This window comes from Klebsiella sp. BIGb0149 (genome assembly GCF_004362605.1).
In the GTDB taxonomy this organism is placed as follows: Bacteria; Pseudomonadota; Gammaproteobacteria; order Enterobacterales; family Enterobacteriaceae; genus Klebsiella; species Klebsiella terrigena.
In genome coordinates, this window is record NZ_SNYG01000001.1 from 1,031,376 (window position 1) to 1,051,123 (window position 19,748).

Annotated in this window: 19 protein-coding genes; 17 read left to right on the top strand and 2 right to left on the bottom strand. The window is 57.5% G+C overall.

Annotated elements, in window-relative coordinates; all coding sequences use genetic code 11:
* Positions 1 to 3: 3 nt before the first annotated feature.
* The 9 genes from fabG (at position 4) to ptsG (ending at position 8,648) form a co-directional block, all read left to right on the top strand.
* Entirely contained in the window at positions 4 to 738 is a 735-nt protein-coding gene (gene fabG, locus EDF75_RS04955) for a 3-oxoacyl-ACP reductase FabG (protein WP_041144966.1), read from the top strand.
* Positions 739 to 948: 210 nt separating this feature from the next.
* The gene (acpP, locus tag EDF75_RS04960) at positions 949 to 1,185 is read left to right on the top strand and encodes an acyl carrier protein (protein ID WP_000103754.1); all 237 of its coding nucleotides are present in this window, start codon (positions 949 to 951) and stop codon (positions 1,183 to 1,185) included.
* Between the two features lie 89 nt (positions 1,186 to 1,274).
* Positions 1,275 to 2,516, top strand: a complete 1,242-nt coding sequence (gene fabF / locus EDF75_RS04965; protein ID WP_133597479.1) for a beta-ketoacyl-ACP synthase II — start codon at positions 1,275 to 1,277, stop codon at positions 2,514 to 2,516.
* A gap of 131 nt (positions 2,517 to 2,647) precedes the next feature.
* On the top strand, positions 2,648 to 3,457 hold the full coding sequence (gene pabC, locus EDF75_RS04970) for an aminodeoxychorismate lyase (RefSeq protein WP_133597481.1): 810 nt from the start codon (positions 2,648 to 2,650) through the stop codon (positions 3,455 to 3,457).
* Between the two features lie 2 nt (positions 3,458 to 3,459).
* The gene (yceG, locus tag EDF75_RS04975; RefSeq protein WP_133597483.1) at positions 3,460 to 4,482 is read left to right on the top strand and encodes a cell division protein YceG; all 1,023 of its coding nucleotides are present in this window, start codon (positions 3,460 to 3,462) and stop codon (positions 4,480 to 4,482) included.
* The gene (gene tmk / locus EDF75_RS04980; RefSeq protein WP_133597485.1) at positions 4,472 to 5,113 is read left to right on the top strand and encodes a dTMP kinase; all 642 of its coding nucleotides are present in this window, start codon (positions 4,472 to 4,474) and stop codon (positions 5,111 to 5,113) included. The genes yceG and tmk overlap by 11 nt, the downstream gene beginning before the upstream one ends.
* Positions 5,110 to 6,114 (top strand): DNA polymerase III subunit delta', encoded by a 1,005-nt coding sequence (holB, locus tag EDF75_RS04985; protein ID WP_133597487.1) that lies wholly within the window; start codon positions 5,110 to 5,112, stop codon positions 6,112 to 6,114. Before tmk ends, holB begins: the two co-directional genes overlap by 4 nt.
* Positions 6,115 to 6,124: 10 nt before the next feature.
* Positions 6,125 to 6,910 carry a metal-dependent hydrolase gene (locus EDF75_RS04990; RefSeq protein ID WP_045854847.1) on the top strand — a complete coding sequence of 262 codons (786 nt, stop codon included), beginning with the start codon at positions 6,125 to 6,127 and terminating at the stop codon, positions 6,908 to 6,910.
* Positions 6,911 to 7,214: 304 nt separating this feature from the next.
* Positions 7,215 to 8,648 (top strand): PTS glucose transporter subunit IIBC, encoded by a 1,434-nt coding sequence (gene ptsG / locus EDF75_RS04995; protein WP_095096426.1) that lies wholly within the window; start codon positions 7,215 to 7,217, stop codon positions 8,646 to 8,648.
* Between the two features lie 114 nt (positions 8,649 to 8,762).
* Here ptsG and fhuE read toward each other — a convergent pair whose 3' ends face one another.
* Positions 8,763 to 10,946, bottom strand: coding sequence for a ferric-rhodotorulic acid/ferric-coprogen receptor FhuE (gene fhuE / locus EDF75_RS05000; protein WP_133597489.1), 2,184 nt, complete (start codon positions 10,944 to 10,946; stop codon positions 8,763 to 8,765).
* Between the two features lie 363 nt (positions 10,947 to 11,309).
* Here fhuE and hinT point away from each other — a divergent pair, with 363 nt between their 5' ends.
* The 8 genes from hinT (at position 11,310) to EDF75_RS05045 (ending at position 17,453) form a co-directional block, all read left to right on the top strand.
* The gene (hinT, locus tag EDF75_RS05010; protein WP_041144975.1) at positions 11,310 to 11,666 is read left to right on the top strand and encodes a purine nucleoside phosphoramidase; all 357 of its coding nucleotides are present in this window, start codon (positions 11,310 to 11,312) and stop codon (positions 11,664 to 11,666) included.
* Between the two features lie 3 nt (positions 11,667 to 11,669).
* Positions 11,670 to 12,044 carry a YcfL family putative periplasmic lipoprotein gene (locus tag EDF75_RS05015; RefSeq protein ID WP_045854851.1) on the top strand — a complete coding sequence of 125 codons (375 nt, stop codon included), beginning with the start codon at positions 11,670 to 11,672 and terminating at the stop codon, positions 12,042 to 12,044.
* 21 nt (positions 12,045 to 12,065) lie between these two features.
* Positions 12,066 to 12,695: a penicillin-binding protein activator LpoB gene (lpoB, locus tag EDF75_RS05020; RefSeq protein ID WP_161795674.1), complete on the top strand. Its 630-nt coding sequence runs from the start codon at positions 12,066 to 12,068 to the stop codon at positions 12,693 to 12,695.
* Positions 12,676 to 13,491 carry a thiamine kinase gene (gene thiK, locus EDF75_RS05025; RefSeq protein WP_133597491.1) on the top strand — a complete coding sequence of 272 codons (816 nt, stop codon included), beginning with the start codon at positions 12,676 to 12,678 and terminating at the stop codon, positions 13,489 to 13,491. The genes lpoB and thiK overlap by 20 nt, the downstream gene beginning before the upstream one ends.
* Before the next feature lie 28 nt (positions 13,492 to 13,519).
* A complete protein-coding gene (nagZ, locus tag EDF75_RS05030) occupies positions 13,520 to 14,530 on the top strand; it encodes a beta-N-acetylhexosaminidase (protein WP_166646122.1) in 1,011 nt (336 codons plus the stop codon).
* A 36-nt stretch (positions 14,531 to 14,566) separates the two neighbouring features.
* Complete coding sequence (gene ycfP, locus EDF75_RS05035) at positions 14,567 to 15,109, top strand: alpha/beta hydrolase YcfP (RefSeq protein ID WP_041144980.1); 543 nt, start codon at positions 14,567 to 14,569, stop codon at positions 15,107 to 15,109.
* A 237-nt stretch (positions 15,110 to 15,346) separates the two neighbouring features.
* Entirely contained in the window at positions 15,347 to 16,651 is a 1,305-nt protein-coding gene (locus EDF75_RS05040) for an NAD(P)/FAD-dependent oxidoreductase (RefSeq protein WP_133597495.1), read from the top strand.
* 262 nt (positions 16,652 to 16,913) lie between these two features.
* Complete coding sequence (locus EDF75_RS05045) at positions 16,914 to 17,453, top strand: glycine zipper 2TM domain-containing protein (RefSeq protein ID WP_052698707.1); 540 nt, start codon at positions 16,914 to 16,916, stop codon at positions 17,451 to 17,453.
* A 54-nt stretch (positions 17,454 to 17,507) separates the two neighbouring features.
* Here EDF75_RS05045 and EDF75_RS05050 read toward each other — a convergent pair whose 3' ends face one another.
* Entirely contained in the window at positions 17,508 to 19,694 is a 2,187-nt protein-coding gene (locus EDF75_RS05050) for a TonB-dependent siderophore receptor (protein ID WP_133597497.1), read from the bottom strand.
* Between the last annotated feature and the right edge of the window lie 54 nt (positions 19,695 to 19,748).

Below are 19,748 nucleotides of genomic sequence, written 5' to 3' on the forward strand. Positions count from 1 at the left end.
ATCATGAGTTTTGAAGGAAAAATCGCGCTGGTTACCGGTGCAAGTCGCGGGATCGGCCGTGCAATCGCTGAAACGCTCGTCGCCCGTGGCGCGAAGGTTATCGGTACTGCCACCAGCGAGAGCGGTGCGCAGGCGATCAGCGACTATTTAGGTGCTAACGGTAAAGGTCTGCTGCTGAATGTGACCGACCCGGCATCTATCGAATCTGTTCTGGGAAATATTCGCGCAGAATTTGGTGAAGTTGATATCCTGGTTAATAATGCCGGTATTACTCGTGATAACCTGTTAATGCGGATGAAAGATGACGAGTGGAACGATATTATCGAAACCAATCTGTCATCAGTTTTCCGTCTGTCAAAAGCAGTAATGCGCGCTATGATGAAAAAGCGTCATGGCCGCATTATTACTATCGGTTCTGTGGTCGGTACCATGGGAAATGCTGGTCAGGCTAACTACGCTGCGGCGAAAGCGGGTCTGATCGGTTTTAGTAAGTCGCTGGCACGTGAAGTCGCGTCCCGCGGTATTACTGTTAACGTTGTTGCTCCGGGCTTTATTGAAACGGACATGACGCGTGCGCTATCTGACGATCAGCGTGCGGGTATTCTGGCGCAAGTTCCGGCGGGTCGCCTCGGCGATGCAAAAGAAATCGCCAGTGCGGTTGCGTTTTTAGCTTCTGACGAAGCGGGTTACATCTCTGGTGAAACCCTGCACGTCAACGGCGGAATGTATATGGTCTGACCGAGTTTTGCGCAAAACGTTCAGGAACCGCGCAGTCTGTGCGGTTCCGGGTACGGTTTTGTGCAAAATGATTTGCGTTATGAGGGCAAACAGCCGCAAAATAGCGTAAAATCGTGGTACGACCTGCCGGGATTTAGTTGCAAATTTTTCAACATTTTATACACTACGAAAACCATCGCGAAAGCGAGTTTTGATAGGAAATTTAAGAGTATGAGCACTATCGAAGAACGCGTTAAGAAAATCATCGGCGAACAGCTGGGCGTTAAGCAGGAAGAAGTTACCAACAATGCTTCCTTCGTTGAAGATCTGGGCGCTGATTCTCTTGACACCGTTGAGCTGGTAATGGCTCTGGAAGAAGAGTTTGATACTGAGATTCCGGACGAAGAAGCTGAGAAAATCACCACTGTTCAGGCTGCCATTGATTACATCAACGGTCACCAGGCGTAAGTGAACATCTCCAGGCGGTCATTCGACCGCCTGAGTTTTATCTTTAGTTTGTCCCACAAGAATTTATTTTCCCTCCCTGGAGGACAACCGTGTCTAAGCGTCGTGTAGTTGTGACCGGACTGGGCATGTTGTCTCCTGTCGGCAATACCGTAGAGTCTACCTGGAAAGCTCTCCTTGCCGGTCAGAGTGGCATCAGCCTGATCGACCATTTCGATACTAGCGCCTATGCAACAAAATTTGCTGGCTTAGTAAAGGATTTTAACTGTGATGACATCATCTCGCGCAAAGAACAGCGCAAGATGGATGCCTTCATTCAATATGGAATTGTCGCTGGCGTTCAGGCCATGCAGGATTCTGGTCTTGAAATAACGGAAGAGAACGCGGACCGCATCGGCGCAGCTATTGGCTCCGGCATCGGCGGCCTCGGCCTGATTGAGGAAAACCACAGCTCGCTGACCAACGGCGGACCTCGTAAAATCAGCCCGTTCTTTGTACCGTCTACAATTGTTAACATGGTGGCCGGACATCTGACCATCATGTTTGGTCTGCGTGGGCCGAGCATCTCTATCGCGACCGCCTGTACTTCCGGTGTGCATAATATCGGTCAGGCCGCGCGTATCATTGCCTACGGCGATGCTGACGCTATGGTTGCCGGCGGTGCGGAAAAAGCCAGTACCCCGCTTGGCGTGGGCGGCTTTGGCGCAGCGCGTGCGCTCTCTACCCGCAACGACAATCCGCAGGCGGCAAGCCGTCCGTGGGATAAAGATCGCGACGGCTTCGTGCTTGGCGACGGTGCGGGCATGGTGGTGCTGGAAGAGTACGAGCACGCTAAAAAACGCGGCGCGAAAATCTACGCGGAAATCGTCGGTTTTGGTATGAGCAGCGATGCCTACCATATGACTTCTCCTCCGGAGAACGGTGCCGGTGCCGCGCTGGCAATGGTTAACGCCATTCGCGATGCGGGCATTGAACCGGGCCAAATCGCCTACGTCAATGCGCACGGTACCTCGACGCCAGCGGGCGATAAAGCGGAAGCTCAGGCCGTTAAGTCGGTCTTTGGCGATGCGGCTCGCAGCGTCATGGTCAGCTCGACCAAATCGATGACCGGGCACCTGCTGGGCGCCGCGGGAGCGGTAGAATCTATCTACTCAATCCTTGCGCTGCGCGATAGCGTGGTTCCGCCGACCATCAACCTGGATAACCCGGACGATGGCTGCGACCTGGACTTCGTTCCGCGCGAAGCCCGCCAGGTTTCCGGTATGGAGTACACGCTGTGTAACTCCTTCGGCTTTGGTGGCACCAACGGTTCGCTGATCTTTAAAAAGGTCTAAGCGCGTTAGTCGCCTCATCCAGCCATGACTCAGGCCTGCATTTATGCGGGCCTTCTTTTTTCTTCAGCTTTCTCTGCTTGTCCTGCGTAATTCATCCTGCGACACTAGCGGGCTACCGATAAGGAGCCACTATGTTCTTGATTAATGGCCTTGAACAGGACGTCCTGGCCGCTAACGACCGGGCGATACAGTTTGGCGACGGATGCTTTACCACCGCGCGGATTGTGCAAAGTCACGTGCAGATGCTGCCTGCCCATCTGCGGCGTTTGCAGCAGGCCTGCGAAAAGCTGATGATCCCCTATACCCACTGGCAAACGCTGGAACAGGAAATGCTGCGCCTGGCGCAGGTTCAGAAAAGCGGCGTCCTCAAGGTTATCCTGACGCGCGGTTCCGGCGGCCGCGGCTATAGCGGTACGCTGTGCCAGCAGCCGACCCGTATCCTCAGCGTATCCCCGCTGCCGGCGCACTACTCCCGCTGGCGTGAAGAGGGCATCACCCTGAATCTGAGCCCGATACGGCTGGGGCGTAACCCGTCGCTTGCCGGCCTTAAGCACCTTAACCGCCTGGAGCAGGTGCTGATCCGCTCTCATCTTGAGCAGACGGACGCCGACGAGGCGCTGGTTCTTGACAGCGAAGGGTGGCTTACGGAATGCTGTGCCGCGAATCTGTTCTGGCGCAAGGGAGTGGAGGTATTTACGCCGCGCCTTGACCAGGCGGGCGTGAACGGGATTATGCGCCAGTATTGTATCGCGAGGCTGGCACAATCGCCGTTTCGCGTTGTCGAAGTCACCACGGGCCCTGATGCGTTGCGCGATGCCGATGAAGTGCTGATTTGCAATGCCCTGATGCCGCTGGTGCCGGTTCGCCGCTGGGACGAGAGCCGTTGGTCCTCGCGCGAGCTTTATCATTTTTTAGCCCCACTGTGTGAGCTGTCTGGTTAGTCATGAAGAAAATGTTACGTTTTATCCTGCTGTTGTTAGTGGTGTTCGGCATTGCCGCAGGCGTGGGCATGTGGAAAGTCCGCCAGCTCGCTGACAGCAAGCTGCTTATCAAAGAAGAGACCATCTTCACCCTTGACGCCGGCACCGGGCGCCTCGCGCTGGGCCAGCAGCTGTACGGTGACAAGGTCATCAACCGGCCTCGCGTCTTCCAGTGGCTGCTGCGCATTGAGCCGGAGCTGTCGCACTTCAAAGCCGGTACCTACCGCTTCACGCCGAAAATGACGGTGCGCGAAATGCTCCAGCTGCTGGGCAGCGGCAAAGAGGCCCAGTTCCCGCTGCGTTTCGTTGAGGGAATGCGGGTGAGCGACTATCTGCGCCAGCTGCGCGACGCGCCGTATGTGAAGCATACGCTGGCCGACGACAGCTATGAAACGGTAGCGAAAACGCTCGATCTTGAACACCCGGAGTGGGTGGAAGGCTGGTTCTGGCCGGATACCTGGATGTATACCGCCAATACCAGCGATGTAGCGATCCTCAAGCGGGCGCATCAGAAGATGGTCGCCGAGGTGGACAAAGCGTGGGAAGGGCGGATGGATAACCTGCCGTACGAGGATCAAAACCAGCTGCTGACCATGGCGTCAATTATCGAAAAAGAGACGGCGGTAGCGGAAGAGCGCGATCGCGTGGCGTCGGTATTTATCAACCGCCTGCGTATCGGCATGCGTTTGCAGACCGACCCGACGGTGATTTACGGCATGGGTGAGAGCTATAATGGCAGGCTGACGCGCAAGGATCTCGAAACCCCGACGGCCTATAATACCTATGTGATTAGCGGTATGCCGCCGGGGCCGATCGCCGCGCCCGGAGAGGCTTCGCTGACCGCCGCCGCGCATCCGGCGAAAACGCCGTACCTCTATTTTGTCGCTGACGGCAAGGGCGGACATACGTTTAATACCAATCTGTCCAGCCACAACCGCTCGGTTCAGGATTATCTAAAAGTTCTTAAGGAAAAAAATGCGCAGTAATTACATCGTTATCGAAGGCCTGGAGGGCGCAGGGAAAACCACCGCGCGTAACCTGGTGGTAGAGGCGCTGGAGCAATCCGGCGTCAGCGATCTGCTGTTTACCCGCGAGCCGGGCGGTACCATCCTTGCCGAGAAACTGCGCAGCCTGGTTCTCGATATCCAGTCCACCGGCGATGAAGTGATTAATGATAAAGCCGAAGTGCTGATGTTTTATGCCGCCCGCGTTCAGCTGGTGGAAACGGTGATTAAGCCGGCCCTGGCCCGCGGGCAGTGGGTGATTGGCGATCGTCACGATCTCTCAACCCAGGCGTACCAGGGCGGCGGCCGCGGCATTGACCAGACGATGCTGGCGACGCTGCGCGACGCGGTGCTTGGCGATTTTCGTCCGAACCTGACGCTCTATCTCGACGTCACGCCTGCGGTGGGCCTCAAGCGCGCCCGCGCCCGCGGCGAGCTCGATCGCATTGAGCAGGAGTCGCTGGACTTCTTTAACCGGACCCGCGCGCGCTATCTTGAGCTGGCGGCGCAGGACCCGACGATCCGCACCATCGACGCCACCCAGCCGCTGGAAGCGGTCGCGCGCGATATCCGCGCGGTTATCAGCCAGTGGGTGGCGGAGCAGAGCGCATGAAATGGTATCCGTGGTTACGCCCGCCGTTCGAGCAGTTAGTCACCAGCTATCAGGCCGGGCGGGGTCACCATGCGCTACTGCTGCAGGCGCTGCCGGGAATGGGCGGTGATGCGCTGCTCTACGCGCTGTGCCGCTACCTGATGTGCCGACAGCCGGAAGGACACAAAAGCTGCGGTCACTGCCATAGCTGCCAGCTGATGCAGGCCGGTACCCACCCCGACTACTACACGCTGGTGCCGGAGAAGGGCAAAAGCGCCCTCGGCATTGATGCCGTTCGCGACGTGAATGAAAAGCTCTATGAACGCTCGCGCCTCGGCGGCGCCAAAGTGGTGTGGATTAGCGACGCGGCGCTGCTGACCGATGCGGCGGCCAATGCCCTGCTGAAAACGCTGGAAGAGCCGCCGGAAAATACCTGGTTCTTCCTCGCCTGTCAGGAGCCGGCGCGGCTGCTGGCCACGCTGCGCAGCCGCTGCCGCCTGTATCATCTTGCTCCGCCGGCGGAGTCCTATGGCCTGGCGTGGCTGGAACGCGAAGTAACGCTTGAGCAAAACGCGCTGCTGGCCGCGCTGCGCCTGAGCGCCAACGCGCCAGCGGCGGCGCTGGAGCTGCTCGAAGAGAGCCGCTGGGCCGCCCGGCAGCAGCTCATCCAGACTCTGGCAAACGTACTAACCGGCGGTGACTGGCTAACGCTGCTGCCGATTCTGAATCATGAACAGGCCGCCGTTCGCCTGCACTGGCTGGCATCGCTGCTGCTGGATGCACAAAAAAGGCAGCAGGGAATCTCCCTGGTGAGCAACCCCGATGCCTGGACGCTGATAAGCCAGCTGGCGCAGGCGCTGCCCGCCAGCCGCCTGCAGGCTATTGCGCGGGACGTCAGCGCCTGCCGAGAGCAGCTGCTGAACGTGGTCGGCGTCAACCGCGAACTGCTGCTAACCGAGCGCCTTCTGCGCTGGGAACATTACCTGCAACCTGGGGCGGTTCTGCCCGTTTCCCATCTCTGAGCGAGACATTATGTTTTTAGTCGACTCCCACTGCCATCTTGATGGCCTGGATTATGAAACCCTGCATAAAGACGTGGACGATGTGCTGGCAAAAGCCGCCGCGCGTGACGTGAAGTTCTTCCTTGCCGTTGCGACTACGCTGCCGGGATATCGCGGGATGCGCGAGCTGGTCGGACAGCGTGACAACGTGGTTTTCTCCTGCGGCGTGCATCCGCTCAACCAGGATGAAGCGTACGACGTTGACGAGCTGCGCAAGCTGGCCGCGGAAGAGGGCGTGGTGGCGATGGGGGAGACCGGGCTGGACTATTTTTACACCCCGGAAACCAGGCCTCGCCAGCAGGAGTCCTTCCGCGATCATATCCGCATCGGCCGCGAGCTCAACAAGCCGGTGATTGTGCACACCCGGGACGCACGGGCCGATACGCTGACAATTTTGCAGGAAGAAAAAGTGACGGATTGCGGCGGCGTACTACACTGTTTCACAGAGGATAGAGAGACAGCGGGTAAATTGCTGGACATGGGGTTCTATATCTCGTTTTCCGGTATTGTCACGTTCCGCAACGCCGAACAGCTGCGCGACGCCGCGCGCTACGTTCCCCTCGATCGCCTGCTGGTGGAGACCGATTCGCCGTACCTCGCGCCGGTTCCCCATCGCGGTAAAGAGAACCAGCCGGCGATGGTCCGTGACGTTGCCGAATACATGGCGGTTCTGAAGGGCGTTTCGCTGGAGCAGCTGGCGCAGCAGACCACCGATAATTTCGCCAGATTGTTCCATATCGCCCCCTCCCGCCTGTAACCCGCCGATCTTCCTATTATTTTAAGGCTCGTAATTAATACTTAAAGCGAGTAAAGTTCACCGCCACAAAAGGGGCGGTGACGTGCTTTTGGTTACATTTAGATACAGCTTATGTAAGTTGATGTAAACTTTCCCACGCCGACTGATTGAAACGTGATAGCCGTCAAACAATCATTCCGCCAATTATTTTACTCTGTGTAATAAATAAAGGGCGCTTAGATGTCCTGTCCACGGCACGGTTCTCCCCCCGTGCCAATGCGTGAAAACGTAAAAAAGTACCAAATACTCAGGAGCACTCTCAATTATGTTTAAGAATGCATTTGCTAACCTGCAGAAGGTCGGTAAATCGCTGATGCTGCCGGTCTCCGTGCTGCCTATCGCAGGTATCCTGCTGGGCGTCGGTTCCGCAAACTTCAGCTGGCTGCCAGAAGTCGTTTCCCACGTCATGGCAGAAGCAGGCGGTTCGGTATTCGCTAATATGCCGCTGATCTTCGCTATCGGTGTGGCGCTTGGCTTCACCAATAACGACGGCGTATCCGCGCTGGCTTCGGTTGTTGCTTACGGCATCATGGTGAAAACCATGGCGGTTGTTGCCCCTCTGGTTCTGCATTTACCTGCTGAAGAGATTGCGGCTAAACACCTGGCTGATACCGGCGTACTTGGCGGTATTATTTCCGGTGCAATCGCAGCGTACATGTTCAACCGCTTCTATCGCATCAAGCTGCCAGAGTATCTGGGCTTCTTTGCGGGCAAGCGTTTTGTGCCGATTATCTCCGGTCTGGCCGCTATTTTCACCGGCGTGATCCTCTCCTTCATCTGGCCTCCGATCGGTACTGCTATCCAGACCTTCTCTCAGTGGGCTGCGTACCAGAACCCGGTTGTGGCGTTCGGTATCTACGGCTTCATTGAACGCTGCCTGGTACCGTTTGGCCTGCACCACATCTGGAACGTTCCTTTCCAGATGCAGATTGGCGAATACACCAACGCGGCGGGTCAGGTCTTCCACGGCGATATCCCGCGCTACATGGCAGGCGACCCAACTGCGGGCAAACTGTCCGGCGGCTTCCTGTTCAAAATGTACGGTCTGCCGGCTGCGGCTATCGCTATCTGGCACTCCGCTAAACCGGAAAACCGCGCGAAAGTGGGCGGTATCATGATCTCCGCAGCGCTGACCTCGTTCCTGACCGGTATTACCGAGCCGATCGAGTTCTCCTTCATGTTCGTTGCGCCGATCCTCTACGTTATCCACGCAATTCTTGCAGGTCTGGCATTCCCGATCTGTATCCTGCTGGGTATGCGTGACGGTACATCGTTCTCTCACGGCCTGATCGACTTTATCGTCCTGTCCGGTAACAGCAGCAAGCTGTGGCTGTTCCCGATTGTCGGTATCTGCTATGCGATCGTGTATTACGTTGTCTTCCGCGTGCTGATTAAAGCACTGGACCTGAAAACTCCGGGTCGTGAAGATTCAACCGAAGACAGCAAAGTGGGCGCAACCAGCGAAATGGCTCCGGCCCTGATCGCGGCGTTCGGCGGTAAAGAAAACATCACTAACCTTGATGCGTGCATCACCCGTCTGCGCGTTAGCGTTGCTGACGTAGCGAAAGTTGATCAGGCTGGCCTGAAAAAACTGGGCGCTGCCGGTGTGGTCGTTGCAGGTTCAGGCGTTCAGGCGATCTTCGGGACTAAATCCGATAACCTGAAAACTGAAATGGACGAGTACATCCGCGCCAACTAAGTTGTGATGTGGGGAGACTAAGGCAGCCGAATGGCTGCCTTTTTTATTGGCTTAAGCGAGTAAAAAGGGAGCCGGCTGGCTCCCTGGGTTCAGCTGGTCAGCGCTGAGGATAAATCAGAACTGGTAGCTGGCGGTGATGCTGAAGTTGCGCGGCTCGCCGTAAACAATCGAGCCGTCAATGTTGGTATCGTAGGTTTTATCGAACAGGTTGTTGATATTACCCTGCAAGGCGAAGTTTTTGGTGACCTGGTAGCGGCTGAATAAATCAACCAGCGCGTAGCTGCCTTGTTCTGCGCGGAAGGTACCGTACGGCGTGACGGTATCTTTATAGACCCGGTTCTGCCAGTTCACGCCGCCGCCAACGGTCAGCTCGGGTATCGCCGGCAGACGGTAGCGGGTGAACAGCTTGACGCTGGTGCGCGGCAGGTTAGGGTTCACCGCATTGCCTTCATTATCTTCCGCAACAAAGCGCGTGGCCCCGAAGGTCATCTGCCAGTTATCGGTAATCGCCCCGTTAACTTCGAACTCGACGCCTTTACTCACCGTACCGTTGGCGGTTTTGTAGGCCGTCTCGCCGTTGCTGCCGGCAATCGGCGTCCCGGTAGACTGGCCCAGATTATCCTGCTCGATACGGAAAACGGCCAGCGTGGTGGTCAGACGGCTGTCCATCCAGTCTGATTTCAGGCCAAGCTCATAGTTATTGCCGGTGATCGGCGTCAGATATTTACCCGAGCTGTCGCGGACGTTCTGCGGCTGGAAGATGGAGGTGTAGCTGGCGTAGGTCGACCAGTTATCATCGATGTCGTACACCAGGCCGGCGTACGGCGTGGTGTGGTTTTTCTCCATGCTGTAGGAGAGGGTGTCGATACGCCAGTTGGTATAGCGCGCGCCGAGAATTAAGTGCAGCGGATCGGCCAGCGAGAAGCGCGTCGCGGCGTACAGGGACTTCATCCGGGTGGTGTCGTCCTGGGCAAGGCTTTGCGGGTTCCAGTCCGTTTCAGGGAAATTACCCGCATTGAAGTTATTAAAGCTGCCGATTTCATCCGGGAACACGTTGGCCCAGGAGCTGAAATAGCGATTATTTTGTTTGCTGTAGCTGCCGCCGACGATCAGGTTATGCTGGCGACCGAACAGATCGAAGCCGCCATCGGTAAACAGATCTACGGCATCGATTTTACGTTTGCCGCTGTTCCAGCCCGTTCCGCCAACGTAGTCATAGCCCGGGCCATAGCTGCCGTAGGGGCCGACCAGCATTCCCGTCTCTTTGTTAACGTACGCATCGACGTACATCATTTTGCTGTCGAATTTGACCTCGGAGTGGGTTGCGGTCATGGTCGCCTGCCAGGTATCGGCAAAGCGCTGCTTCAGCGTGACGAAGACTTTGTTGAACTCTTTATCGTTATAGGCCCAGTCCGGAGAGGTGCTGTGGGCGCGATCGTAGTGGTTCTTGCTGCCGTCGGTATTCCAGCGCGGCAGGCCGCCCCAGGTTGGGCTGTCGACGTTGATACGCTGATATTCGTAGCCGGCGGAGAGGCTGGTAGAGGTGCCGAGGTCGGCGTCGAGAATGCCGGAGAAGAACGTTTTTTCGCTGTTGTAGCGATCGAGCCAGGAGTCATTATTCTGATAGCCGGCGACAATACGCCCCCGAACGTTACCATCTTCGGTCAGCGGGCTTTGCATATCGGCGACGTAGCGCTGCTTGTTCCAGCTGCCGTATTCGGCGGAGACATTACCGGTAAACTCGCGGCTGGTGGCATGCTTGCGGATCATGTTGATCGATGCGGAGGGGTTGCCCGTCCCGGTCAGCAGGCCGTTGGCGCCGCGTACGACCTCGACCCGCTCAAAGAGCGCGGTATCGGAGAGCGCGTCGCCGAGGTTCCAGCGGGACTCAAAATAGGTCGGGATACCGTCGACCATATAGTTGTCTATTTGAAAACCGCGGGAGTAATAGCTGCTGCGATCGGAGTCCGCCTGGCTGCGGCTGATGCCGAGCGTGTTGTCCATCACGTCGCCAAGCGTTTGCAGCTGCTGATCCTGCATCCGCTGCTCGCTGATGATACTCACCGACTGCGGAATATCGCGCTGGGTCATCAGCATTTTTGTTCCGGCTGACGTGGTTTTAACGCTGTAATCCTGCCGCTGTTCGTCGGTGCCGGCTGGCGTTGTTCCTTCTACAATGATGGTGTCGTCGGTCGCGTCGGCGGCAAGGCCGAGGGCGGGGTAGAGCGCTAACGCAATGCCGACGGCGAGGAGAGACTGCGCGCGCTGGCCGTCCCGTGAGCTGGTAGTGAAAGACATGATTAACCCTTAATGAGGAGACTGTCGTTATACGCCGGGGCTCTGTGGCCGCGGTCGAATCATTCCCGAAGTGCGGTGCGTCCATGTGGTGAATACAAATGAGAAATATACGCATTTATATTTAATGTGTAAACAGACGTAAGAGAGGTAGTCAAAAAGGCGCTCTATCGACGGCGGTGCCGGGACATAATCAGGGATATGCTTAATCCGTCATCAGCTAAGTCCGCCGCCGCGTAAGAAAAAGTGCATTCGGGTTGAAAGAGGGGGAGTAACTCGCTCATACTCTTAGACGAATCCTGTGCATCCGCGTTTATCTGCAGGGGCAGGCCAGAGCACGGTATAAAAATTAATAAGGAATCAGTCATGGCAGAAGAAACGATTTTTAGCAAAATCATTCGCCGGGAGATCCCGTCGGATATTGTTTATCAGGATGAGCTTGTTACCGCCTTTCGCGATATCTCTCCGCAGGCGCCGACCCATATTCTGATTATCCCCAATATCCTGATTCCTACCGTCAACGACGTCACCACGGAGCACGAGCTGGCGCTGGGTCGCATGATGACCGTCGCGGCGAAAATTGCGCGTGATGAAGGTCTTGCCGACGACGGCTATCGCCTGATCGTCAACTGTAACCGCCACGGCGGCCAGGAAGTCTACCATATTCATATGCACCTGCTGGGCGGTCGCCCGCTGGGTCCCATGCTGGCTCACAAAGGCTAATCAATGCGCGCAGCTCATTTCGGCACTCTTCTGGCGGCGGCGCTGCTGGCCGGCTGCGGTTCTCACGCGGAAATTCCGGTGGGAGAGCAGCAGACGCTGGTGATGGAATCTAACGTCTTAGCCGCAGGTATCAGCGCCGATGCGCCTGAGGTCACCGCCTCACAGATTCAGGCCACCGCGACCTCAAGGCTGTTTAACGAACGCCAGGAGCCGATCGTCGTGCATTACCGCTTTTTCTGGTATGACGCCAGAGGGCTGGAGATGCACCCGCTGGAGCCGGCACGGAGCATAACGGTGCCCGCACGCTCATCCGTGACGCTTTACGGTAGCGCAAATATTTTGGGGGCGCATAAGGCCCGACTCTATCTTTATCTGTAAGAGGTAATTGTGATGATTAAAATGTGTCGCTATGCGTTGATCACAGCACTGGCGATATTCCTTGCCGGGTGCGTTGGGCAGCGTCAGGAGCCCGCGCCGGTAGGGGAGGCGCAGCCGAAACCGGAGCAGCCGGCTCAGCCTACGGTACCTACGGTGCCGGGCATTCCGGCAGTGCCGGCGCAGCCGGGTCCGATTGAGCATGAACAGCAGCCGACTCAGCCAACCCCGCGCGTTCGCCACTATGACTGGAGCGGTGCGGTACAGCCGATGGTCGGGCAGATGCTGCAGGCGGGCGGCGTGAACGCGGGCAGCATTCTGCTGGTCGATAGCGTCAATAACCGCACGAACGGTACGCTAAACGCGGGTGAGGCGACCGAGGCCCTGCGCAATGCGCTGACGGGAAACGGCAAGTTTACGCTGGTCTCGCAGCAGCAGCTCGGCGTGGCGAAACAGCAGCTTGGCCTGTCGCCGCAGGATAGCCTCGGCAGCCGCAGCAAAGCGATGGGCATTGCGCGCACCGTTGGCGCCCAGTACGTGCTCTACTCTAATGCCACCGGCAACGTCAATTCACCTGAGCTGAAGATGCAGCTGATGCTGGTACAAACCGGCGAGATTATTTGGTCAGGTAAAGGTGCAGTTCAGCAACAGTAAGCTAACGCGCGATGAGCTATTGTCGCGCTTTTTCCCCCGCTATTCGCCGCTCGACGATCCGGCCTTTGCCGGTCTGAGCGGCGGTAGCTGCATCGTCAGCGACGGCACCCGGCGCCTGGTATTACGCCAGCCGCACGATCCTGCCGCGCCCGCCAGCGATTTCCTTCGTCAATATCGCGCCTTATCCCGGATGCCGGATACGCTTGCGCCGTCGCCGATTTTTTACTCCCCGCGCTGGATGGTGGTGGAGTACTGCATCGGTGAAATGAAAAGCGCGCTGCCGCCGTGCCCGCAGCTGGCCGGGGTGCTGTATCATCTGCACCAGCAGCCGCGTCTGGGCTGGCGTATCGCGCTGGCGCCGCTGCTGGAACGCTACTGGCAGCAGAGCGATGGCTCGCGACGAACCCCGCTATGGCTGCGCTGGTATAAGCGTCTGCTACGGCGCGGAGAGCCCCGGCCGCTGCGCCTGGCGCCGCTGCATATGGACGTACATGCGGGCAATCTGGTTCATACCGAGGGCGGGCTGCGGCTGATCGACTGGGAATATGCCGGCGACGGCGATATTGCGCTGGAGCTTGCCGCCGTGTGGATTGATTCCGCGCAGCATCGGCAGCTGGCAGCGGAGTACGCCCGACAGGCGAACATTAATGAGCGCCAGCTGTGGCGACAAATCCAGCGCTGGCGCCCGTGGGTATTGATGCTCATGGCAGGCTGGTACGAGCGTCGCTGGCAGCAAACCGGCGACCGGCAGTTTATCGCCCTGGCAGATGCGGCCTGGCGTCAGTTAGACACATAATATAAGAGAGGTCAGTGTGGGTCCGGTAATGTTGGATGTCGAAGGTTTTGAACTGGATGCGGAAGAGCGGGAGATCCTTGCGCACCCTTTGGTTGGCGGGCTGATTCTCTTCACCCGCAACTATCACGATCCGGCGCAGCTGCGCGAGCTGGTGCGTCAGATCCGCGAAGCTTCGCGCAATCATCTGGCGATCGCGGTCGATCAGGAAGGCGGGCGCGTCCAGCGTTTTCGCGAGGGCTTTACCCACCTGCCGGCCGCGCAGTCCTTTGCCGCACTGCTGGGAATGGAAGAGGGCGGCAGGCTGGCGGCGCAGGCCGGCTGGCTGATGGCCAGCGAAATGATCGCTATGGACATTGATATCAGCTTTGCACCTGTGCTCGACGTCGGCCACATCAGCGCCGCCATCGGCGAGCGCTCTTATCATGAGGATCCCGAGAAGGCGCTGGCCATCGCGCGCTGTTTTATTGACGGTATGCATGAAGCGGGCATGAAGGCGACCGGGAAGCATTTCCCAGGCCACGGCGCGGTAACCGCGGATTCGCATAAAGAGACGCCGCGTGACCCGCGCGCTGAGGCGGAAATTCGCGCCCGGGATATGGCCGTTTTCCGCACCCTGGTTGCGGAGCAGCGCCTTGATGCGATTATGCCTGCCCACGTTATTTATACCGACGTTGACTCGCGTCCGGCCAGCGGCTCGCCGCACTGGCTGAAGACGGTACTGCGCGGAGAGTTAGGCTTTGATGGCGTGATTTTCTCCGACGACCTGTCGATGGAAGGCGCGGCGATTATGGGCAGCTACGCCGAACGCGGACAGGCTTCCCTGGATGCAGGTTGCGATATGATCCTGGTCTGCAATAATCGTAAGGGGGCGGTCAGCGTGCTGGATAACCTGTCGCCGATCAAAGCAGAGCGTGTTACGAAATTGTATCATAAAGGTTCCTTTACCCGTCAGGAGCTAAGGGATTCCGCCCGTTGGAAGAGGGTCAACGCGCAGCTGGAGCAGCTCCACGCGCGCTGGCAGGAGGCGAAGTCCGCGTAGCAAACCTGAAGGGCGTTGTTGTCTGGTGAGGATGCGATGATTATCTATTTACACGGTTTTGACTCTAACAGCCCCGGTAACCATGAAAAGGTGCTGCAGCTGCAGTTTATCGATCCCGACGTGCGGTTGATTAGCTACAGTACGCGGCATCCGAAACACGACATGCAGCACTTGTTAAAAGAGGTCGATAAGATGCTGCAGCTCAACGCCGACGATCGGCCGCTGATTTGCGGCGTCGGTCTGGGCGGCTACTGGGCGGAACGGATTGGTTTCCTCTGCGATATCCGCCAGGCTATTTTTAACCCGAATCTGTTTCCCGATGAGAACATGGAAGGGAAGATCGATCGCCCGGAAGAGTACGCGGATATCGGCACGAAGTGCGTGAATAACTTCCGTGAAAAAAATCGCGACCGTTGCTTGGTGATGCTTTCCCGCAAGGATGAAGCCCTCGACAGCCAGCGTTCGGCTGAGCTGCTGCATCACTACTATGAAATCATCTGGGATAACGAGCAGGGCCATAAATTCAAGAGTATCTCCCCGCATTTGCAGCGGATAAAGGCCTTTAAAACCCTCGGCTGATAGCCCCCCTCCAGCCCGCTGTGTGAACGCACCGCGGGCTTTTTTTTATCCATTCCGTGATTGCCTGTGCAAAAAATATGCGGTAAAACTTGATGCATATCAATTTTGGTATGACCAATGAACCGTTCATGTTATTCTCGATTTCGCTGAATGGTTTCAATGCTGTAACTTGTTGTTAATTAAAGGCTATTTATATAACTTTTAATTAACAATTGGTTAATAATTTTAGGGGGTCACGTGACTACACCATTGAAAAGAATAGTAATCGTTGGTGGCGGCGCCGGCGGACTGGAACTGGCTACTCAGCTGGGTAAAAAGCTGGGCCGCAGCAAAAAAGCGAAAATCACTCTGGTGGATCGCAACCATAGCCACCTGTGGAAACCGCTGCTGCATGAAGTGGCAACGGGTTCGCTCGACGAAGGTGTAGATGCGCTGAGCTACCTGGCTCATGCCCGCAATCACGGCTTCCAGTTCCAGCTCGGGTCAGTCGCGGATATCAATCGCGAAACCAAAACCATCACGCTCAGTGAACTGCGTGATGAAAAGGGCGAGCTGCTGGTGGCCGAGCGCAAGCTGCCTTACGACACCCTGGTGATGGCGCTGGGCAGTACCTCTAACGACTTTAATACGCCGGGCGTTAAAGAGAACTGCATTTTCCTCGATAACCCGCACCAGGCACGACGTTTCCATCAGGAAATGCTGAACCTGTTCCTGAAATACTCCGCGGATCTCGGTGCCAACGGCAAAGTGAATATTGCTATCGTCGGCGGCGGGGCCACCGGCGTAGAGCTCTCTGCCGAGCTGCACAATGCGGTTAAGCAGCTGCATAGCTACGGCTACAAAGGGCTGACTAACGAAGCGCTGAACGTCACGCTGGTTGAGGCCGGTGAGCGTATTCTGCCGGCGCTGCCGCCGCGTATTTCCGGCGCCGCGCACAGCGAGCTGACCAAGCTTGGCGTACGGGTGCTGACGAAAACTATGGTCACCAGCGCCGATGCTAACGGCCTGCACACCAAAGACGGCGAGTTTATTAATGCCGATCTGATGGTCTGGGCTGCCGGGATTAAGGCGCCGGACTTTATGAAAGAGATCGGCGGTCTGGAAACCAACCGCATCAACCAGCTGGTGGTTGAGCCGACGCTGCAAACGACCCGCGATGCGGATATCTACGCCATCGGCGACTGCGCTTCCTGCGCCCGTCCGGAAGGCGGATTCGTGCCGCCGCGCGCGCAGGCCGCTCACCAGATGGCAACCTGCGCGCTGCATAACATCCTCGCGCAGATGAAAAACAAGCCGTTGAAACCTTACGCTTATAAGGATCACGGCTCGCTGGTTTCGCTCTCCAACTACTCGACCGTCGGCAGCCTGATGGGTAACCTGATGCGTGGCTCAATGATGATCGAAGGCCGCATTGCGCGCTTCGTTTACATCTCCCTGTACCGCATGCACCAGATTGCGCTGCACGGCTACTTTAAAACCGGCCTGATGATGCTGGTAGGGCGCATCAACCGCATCATTCGTCCGCGCCTGAAGCTGCACTAATCCTCGGGCGCTCCGCTCCCGGATGACGGCGTTAACGCCTTCTCCGGGTTCGCGGAGCGCGGCGAGCCGTCGCCCGGTCAGATAACGCGCTGCCGGGCGATTATCCGGAATATCGTCCTGTAATATTCGCTATATCCTCTCGGATTCCTCTGAATCCCCGCCGTTTGCTGCAGATCCTCGCATTTTTCATCCGCTTTCTCATTTGCAAGCTCCCCGGGTAGATAGCAAAATTATCGCTATCAGCAACAACGGAGGATGCCCCGTGAATAAATCAATGTTGGCGGGTATAGGGATTGGCGTGGCCGCCGCGCTGGGTGTGGCAGCTGTCGCCGGTCTGAACGTACTGGATCGCGGACCGCAGTATGCGCAGGTGGTCTCCAGTACGCCGATCAAAGAAAGTGTTAAAACGCCGCGTCAGGAGTGCCGCAACGTCACCGTGACCCACCGTCGTCCGGTACAGGATGAAAACCGGATTGCCGGTTCGGTGCTCGGCGCGGTCGCCGGCGGGGTTATCGGCCACCAGTTTGGCGGCGGCCGTGGACGCAGCGTTGCCACCGTCGTGGGCGCGCTGGGCGGCGGCTATGCCGGTAACCAGATTCAGGGATCGATGCAGGAAGGCGATACCTACACCACCACGCAGCAGCGCTGCAAAACGGTGTATGACAAATCGGATAAAATGCTGGGCTATGACGTCACGTACAAAATTGGCGGACAGCAGGGCAAGATTCGCATGGAACATGACCCCGGCACGCAAATTCCGCTGGATAGTAACGGTCAGCTGATCCTGAATAACAAAGCGTAAAAAAGACGTTTATTGATATTTGCCCCTCACGCTCAGGGTGAGGGGCTTTTTTTATCAGAAGCTCAGGGCGTAGTTCAGACCAAAGGTGCGGCCGCGGCCTTTGTACTCATACAGCGAACGGCTGCCGTAGGTTGGGCTGTAGAGCAGCGGCGCGCGCTGGCCCCAGATGGTGACGTAGTCTTCGTTCAGCAGGTTTTCGATGCTGAAGGTCAGCTTACCCAGCGGCAGCGCGTAGCTGCCGATAAAGTCGACGGTATTGTAGCCATCAAGCTTGTTGCCGCTGGCGTCGCTAAGATCGAACACCTGCTGGGTTTGCACGCGCAGCGACCACGGGTCCGGCGCCCAGCCGACCCAGGCGGTGGCTTTCGACGGTGAGGCGAGGGTCACATCCCATTTCTGCCAACTGCCGTCGCTCTTCACCTGCGATTTCAGGACGTTGAAGTTAGCTCCTGTGCTCCAGTCGCTCTGCGGGAAGGCGTAATCCACCGCCCCTTCAACGCCGTAAATACGCCGCTTATCGGACTCAACGTCAATCGTCATATCGGTGCGGTTGACGACGATGGTTTTATCCGACGTAGAGTAGTAGGCCGCCAGCTGCGTGCGCAGGTTGTCGCCGGTGTAGCGCCAGCCCAGCTCGTAAGAGTTAACTTTTATCCCCTGCAGCGGCGAATCGCCGACGTTGACGCTCGACAGCAGCGGAAGGTTGCCGTTAACGGCGGCGCCGTATTTACCGATGCCGTAGTATTTACCCGGATCCGGCAGCTCGACGCCCTGGGAGAAGTTAAACCAGGTCTGCTGGCGGTCGGTAATGTGGGCGACAATCCCGGCATTAAACAGGAAGTTATCGTAATCGGTTTTCCCGCCGGGAATGGCGTCCGCCGAGCGGGCTTTCCCGTTGGCGACGTCCTGCTGCTGCGCATAGCCGACAAAATCATTCACCCGGTTTTCCGTCCACTGGTAGCGCACGCCGCCGCTGACGGTGAAGATATCGTTCAGGTCGTAGCTGCTCTGCAGGAACGGGGCAAGGTTGGTGATGCTGTAGCCCGGGTAGCGGCCGGTGGTGTAGATGGCCTGATTATTCAGCCCGCCGGAGGCCATCGATTCGTTGAGGTCGAAGAACATCTGGTTGGCGTTGAAGGTTTCATGATCGGCGTCGAGTCCCCAGGTCAGGTCCCAGCCCTCCAGCGGCTGGCTGTTGAGGGTAATTTTGGCTCCGTACTGATCGGTATCCTGCTTCGAGGAGGAGAAGCTGCTGACCTGGCCCTTAGCGAGGGTCGGGAAGGGGTAGAAGGTCAGGGATTCGTCGCGATAGTAGATCTGGCTGACCAGATTCTGACCGTAGAAGTCGGCGTCGGAATACTGGAGGCTTATCAGGTGGCGCTCGGTGCCGGGTACGCGGTCGGAGTCCAGCCCGTCGGTGGTGTAGGCCTTGCCGTCGCCGGTCACCGCCGACATGTTTTTCCCCAGGTACAGGCCGTAGTCGTCGCCCTGGCTTTTATAGTACTGCGTGACCAGCTGAAGCTGACGATTATCGTCGATGTTGATGGTGCCGGTGCCCATCACGTCGAGGCGATCGGAGTGCTGTAAGCCGGTCTGGGTATTATCGAGGATCAGCGCATCGTTATTGCCGTCATACCAGCCGCCGAAGCGCTGATAAGCCACCGATAATCTGCCGGAGGCGTGGTCGGTACCGCCGCTCACCGCCGCTGCCACCCGCTCGTCATGATCGTTGCTGTTAGCAAAACCCGTTTTGCCGCCCAACTCGAGATCGACCTGGCGATCCTGCTGGCCTTTTTTTGTCACAATATTGATAAGCCCGCCGGTACTGCCGCCGCCGTACAGCGAGGTGGCGCCGGAGATGACCTCGATGTGCTCGATGTTGAACGGATCGATGGAGTCGAGCTGACGGCTGTCGGTGCGGGAGGAGTTTAGCCGCACGCCGTCGATCAGCACCACGATCGCGCGACCGCGCATATTCATCCCGTAGTTTGTCCGTCCCTGGCTGCTGACGTCGATGCCTGGAATAAGCTGCGCCAGCACATCTTTGAACTCCTTGCCGCCCTGAACCTGCTGTTCAATTTCGTGACCTTCAATAACCCAGGTGGTCTGCGCCATTTCGGCAACGGTACGGTGCGTACGGTTGGCGCTAACGATCAGGTTTTCTTCGGCCGCCTGGGTGCTAAAGACGGGGAGGGTGGTAGCCAGCAGCAGTGGGTTAAGCACCCAGAGACGCGTGTTCATTCGCATTCCTTTTATGAGTTAATTGCTTTGTTGTTAAGCATTGTTGTTCTATTT

Excerpts from the sequence above, each read along its gene's own strand:
- ptsG (WP_095096426.1), top strand. The coding sequence starts at position 7,215 with ATGTTTAAGAATGCATTTGCTAACCTGCAGAAGGTCGGTAAATCGCTG.
- yceG (WP_133597483.1), top strand. The coding sequence starts at position 3,460 with ATGAAGAAAATGTTACGTTTTATCCTGCTGTTGTTAGTGGTGTTCGGC.
- tmk (WP_133597485.1), top strand. The coding sequence starts at position 4,472 with ATGCGCAGTAATTACATCGTTATCGAAGGCCTGGAGGGCGCAGGGAAA.
- EDF75_RS05050 (WP_133597497.1), bottom strand. The coding sequence starts at position 19,694 with ATGAACACGCGTCTCTGGGTGCTTAACCCACTGCTGCTGGCTACCACC.
- holB (WP_133597487.1), top strand. The coding sequence starts at position 5,110 with ATGAAATGGTATCCGTGGTTACGCCCGCCGTTCGAGCAGTTAGTCACC.
- hinT (WP_041144975.1), top strand. The coding sequence starts at position 11,310 with ATGGCAGAAGAAACGATTTTTAGCAAAATCATTCGCCGGGAGATCCCG.
- pabC (WP_133597481.1), top strand. The coding sequence starts at position 2,648 with ATGTTCTTGATTAATGGCCTTGAACAGGACGTCCTGGCCGCTAACGAC.
- EDF75_RS05015 (WP_045854851.1), top strand. The coding sequence starts at position 11,670 with ATGCGCGCAGCTCATTTCGGCACTCTTCTGGCGGCGGCGCTGCTGGCC.
- lpoB (WP_161795674.1), top strand. The coding sequence starts at position 12,066 with ATGTGTCGCTATGCGTTGATCACAGCACTGGCGATATTCCTTGCCGGG.
- fabG (WP_041144966.1), top strand. The coding sequence starts at position 4 with ATGAGTTTTGAAGGAAAAATCGCGCTGGTTACCGGTGCAAGTCGCGGG.
- fhuE (WP_133597489.1), bottom strand. The coding sequence starts at position 10,946 with ATGTCTTTCACTACCAGCTCACGGGACGGCCAGCGCGCGCAGTCTCTC.
- EDF75_RS04990 (WP_045854847.1), top strand. The coding sequence starts at position 6,125 with ATGTTTTTAGTCGACTCCCACTGCCATCTTGATGGCCTGGATTATGAA.
- acpP (WP_000103754.1), top strand. The coding sequence starts at position 949 with ATGAGCACTATCGAAGAACGCGTTAAGAAAATCATCGGCGAACAGCTG.
- nagZ (WP_166646122.1), top strand. The coding sequence starts at position 13,520 with ATGTTGGATGTCGAAGGTTTTGAACTGGATGCGGAAGAGCGGGAGATC.
- ycfP (WP_041144980.1), top strand. The coding sequence starts at position 14,567 with ATGATTATCTATTTACACGGTTTTGACTCTAACAGCCCCGGTAACCAT.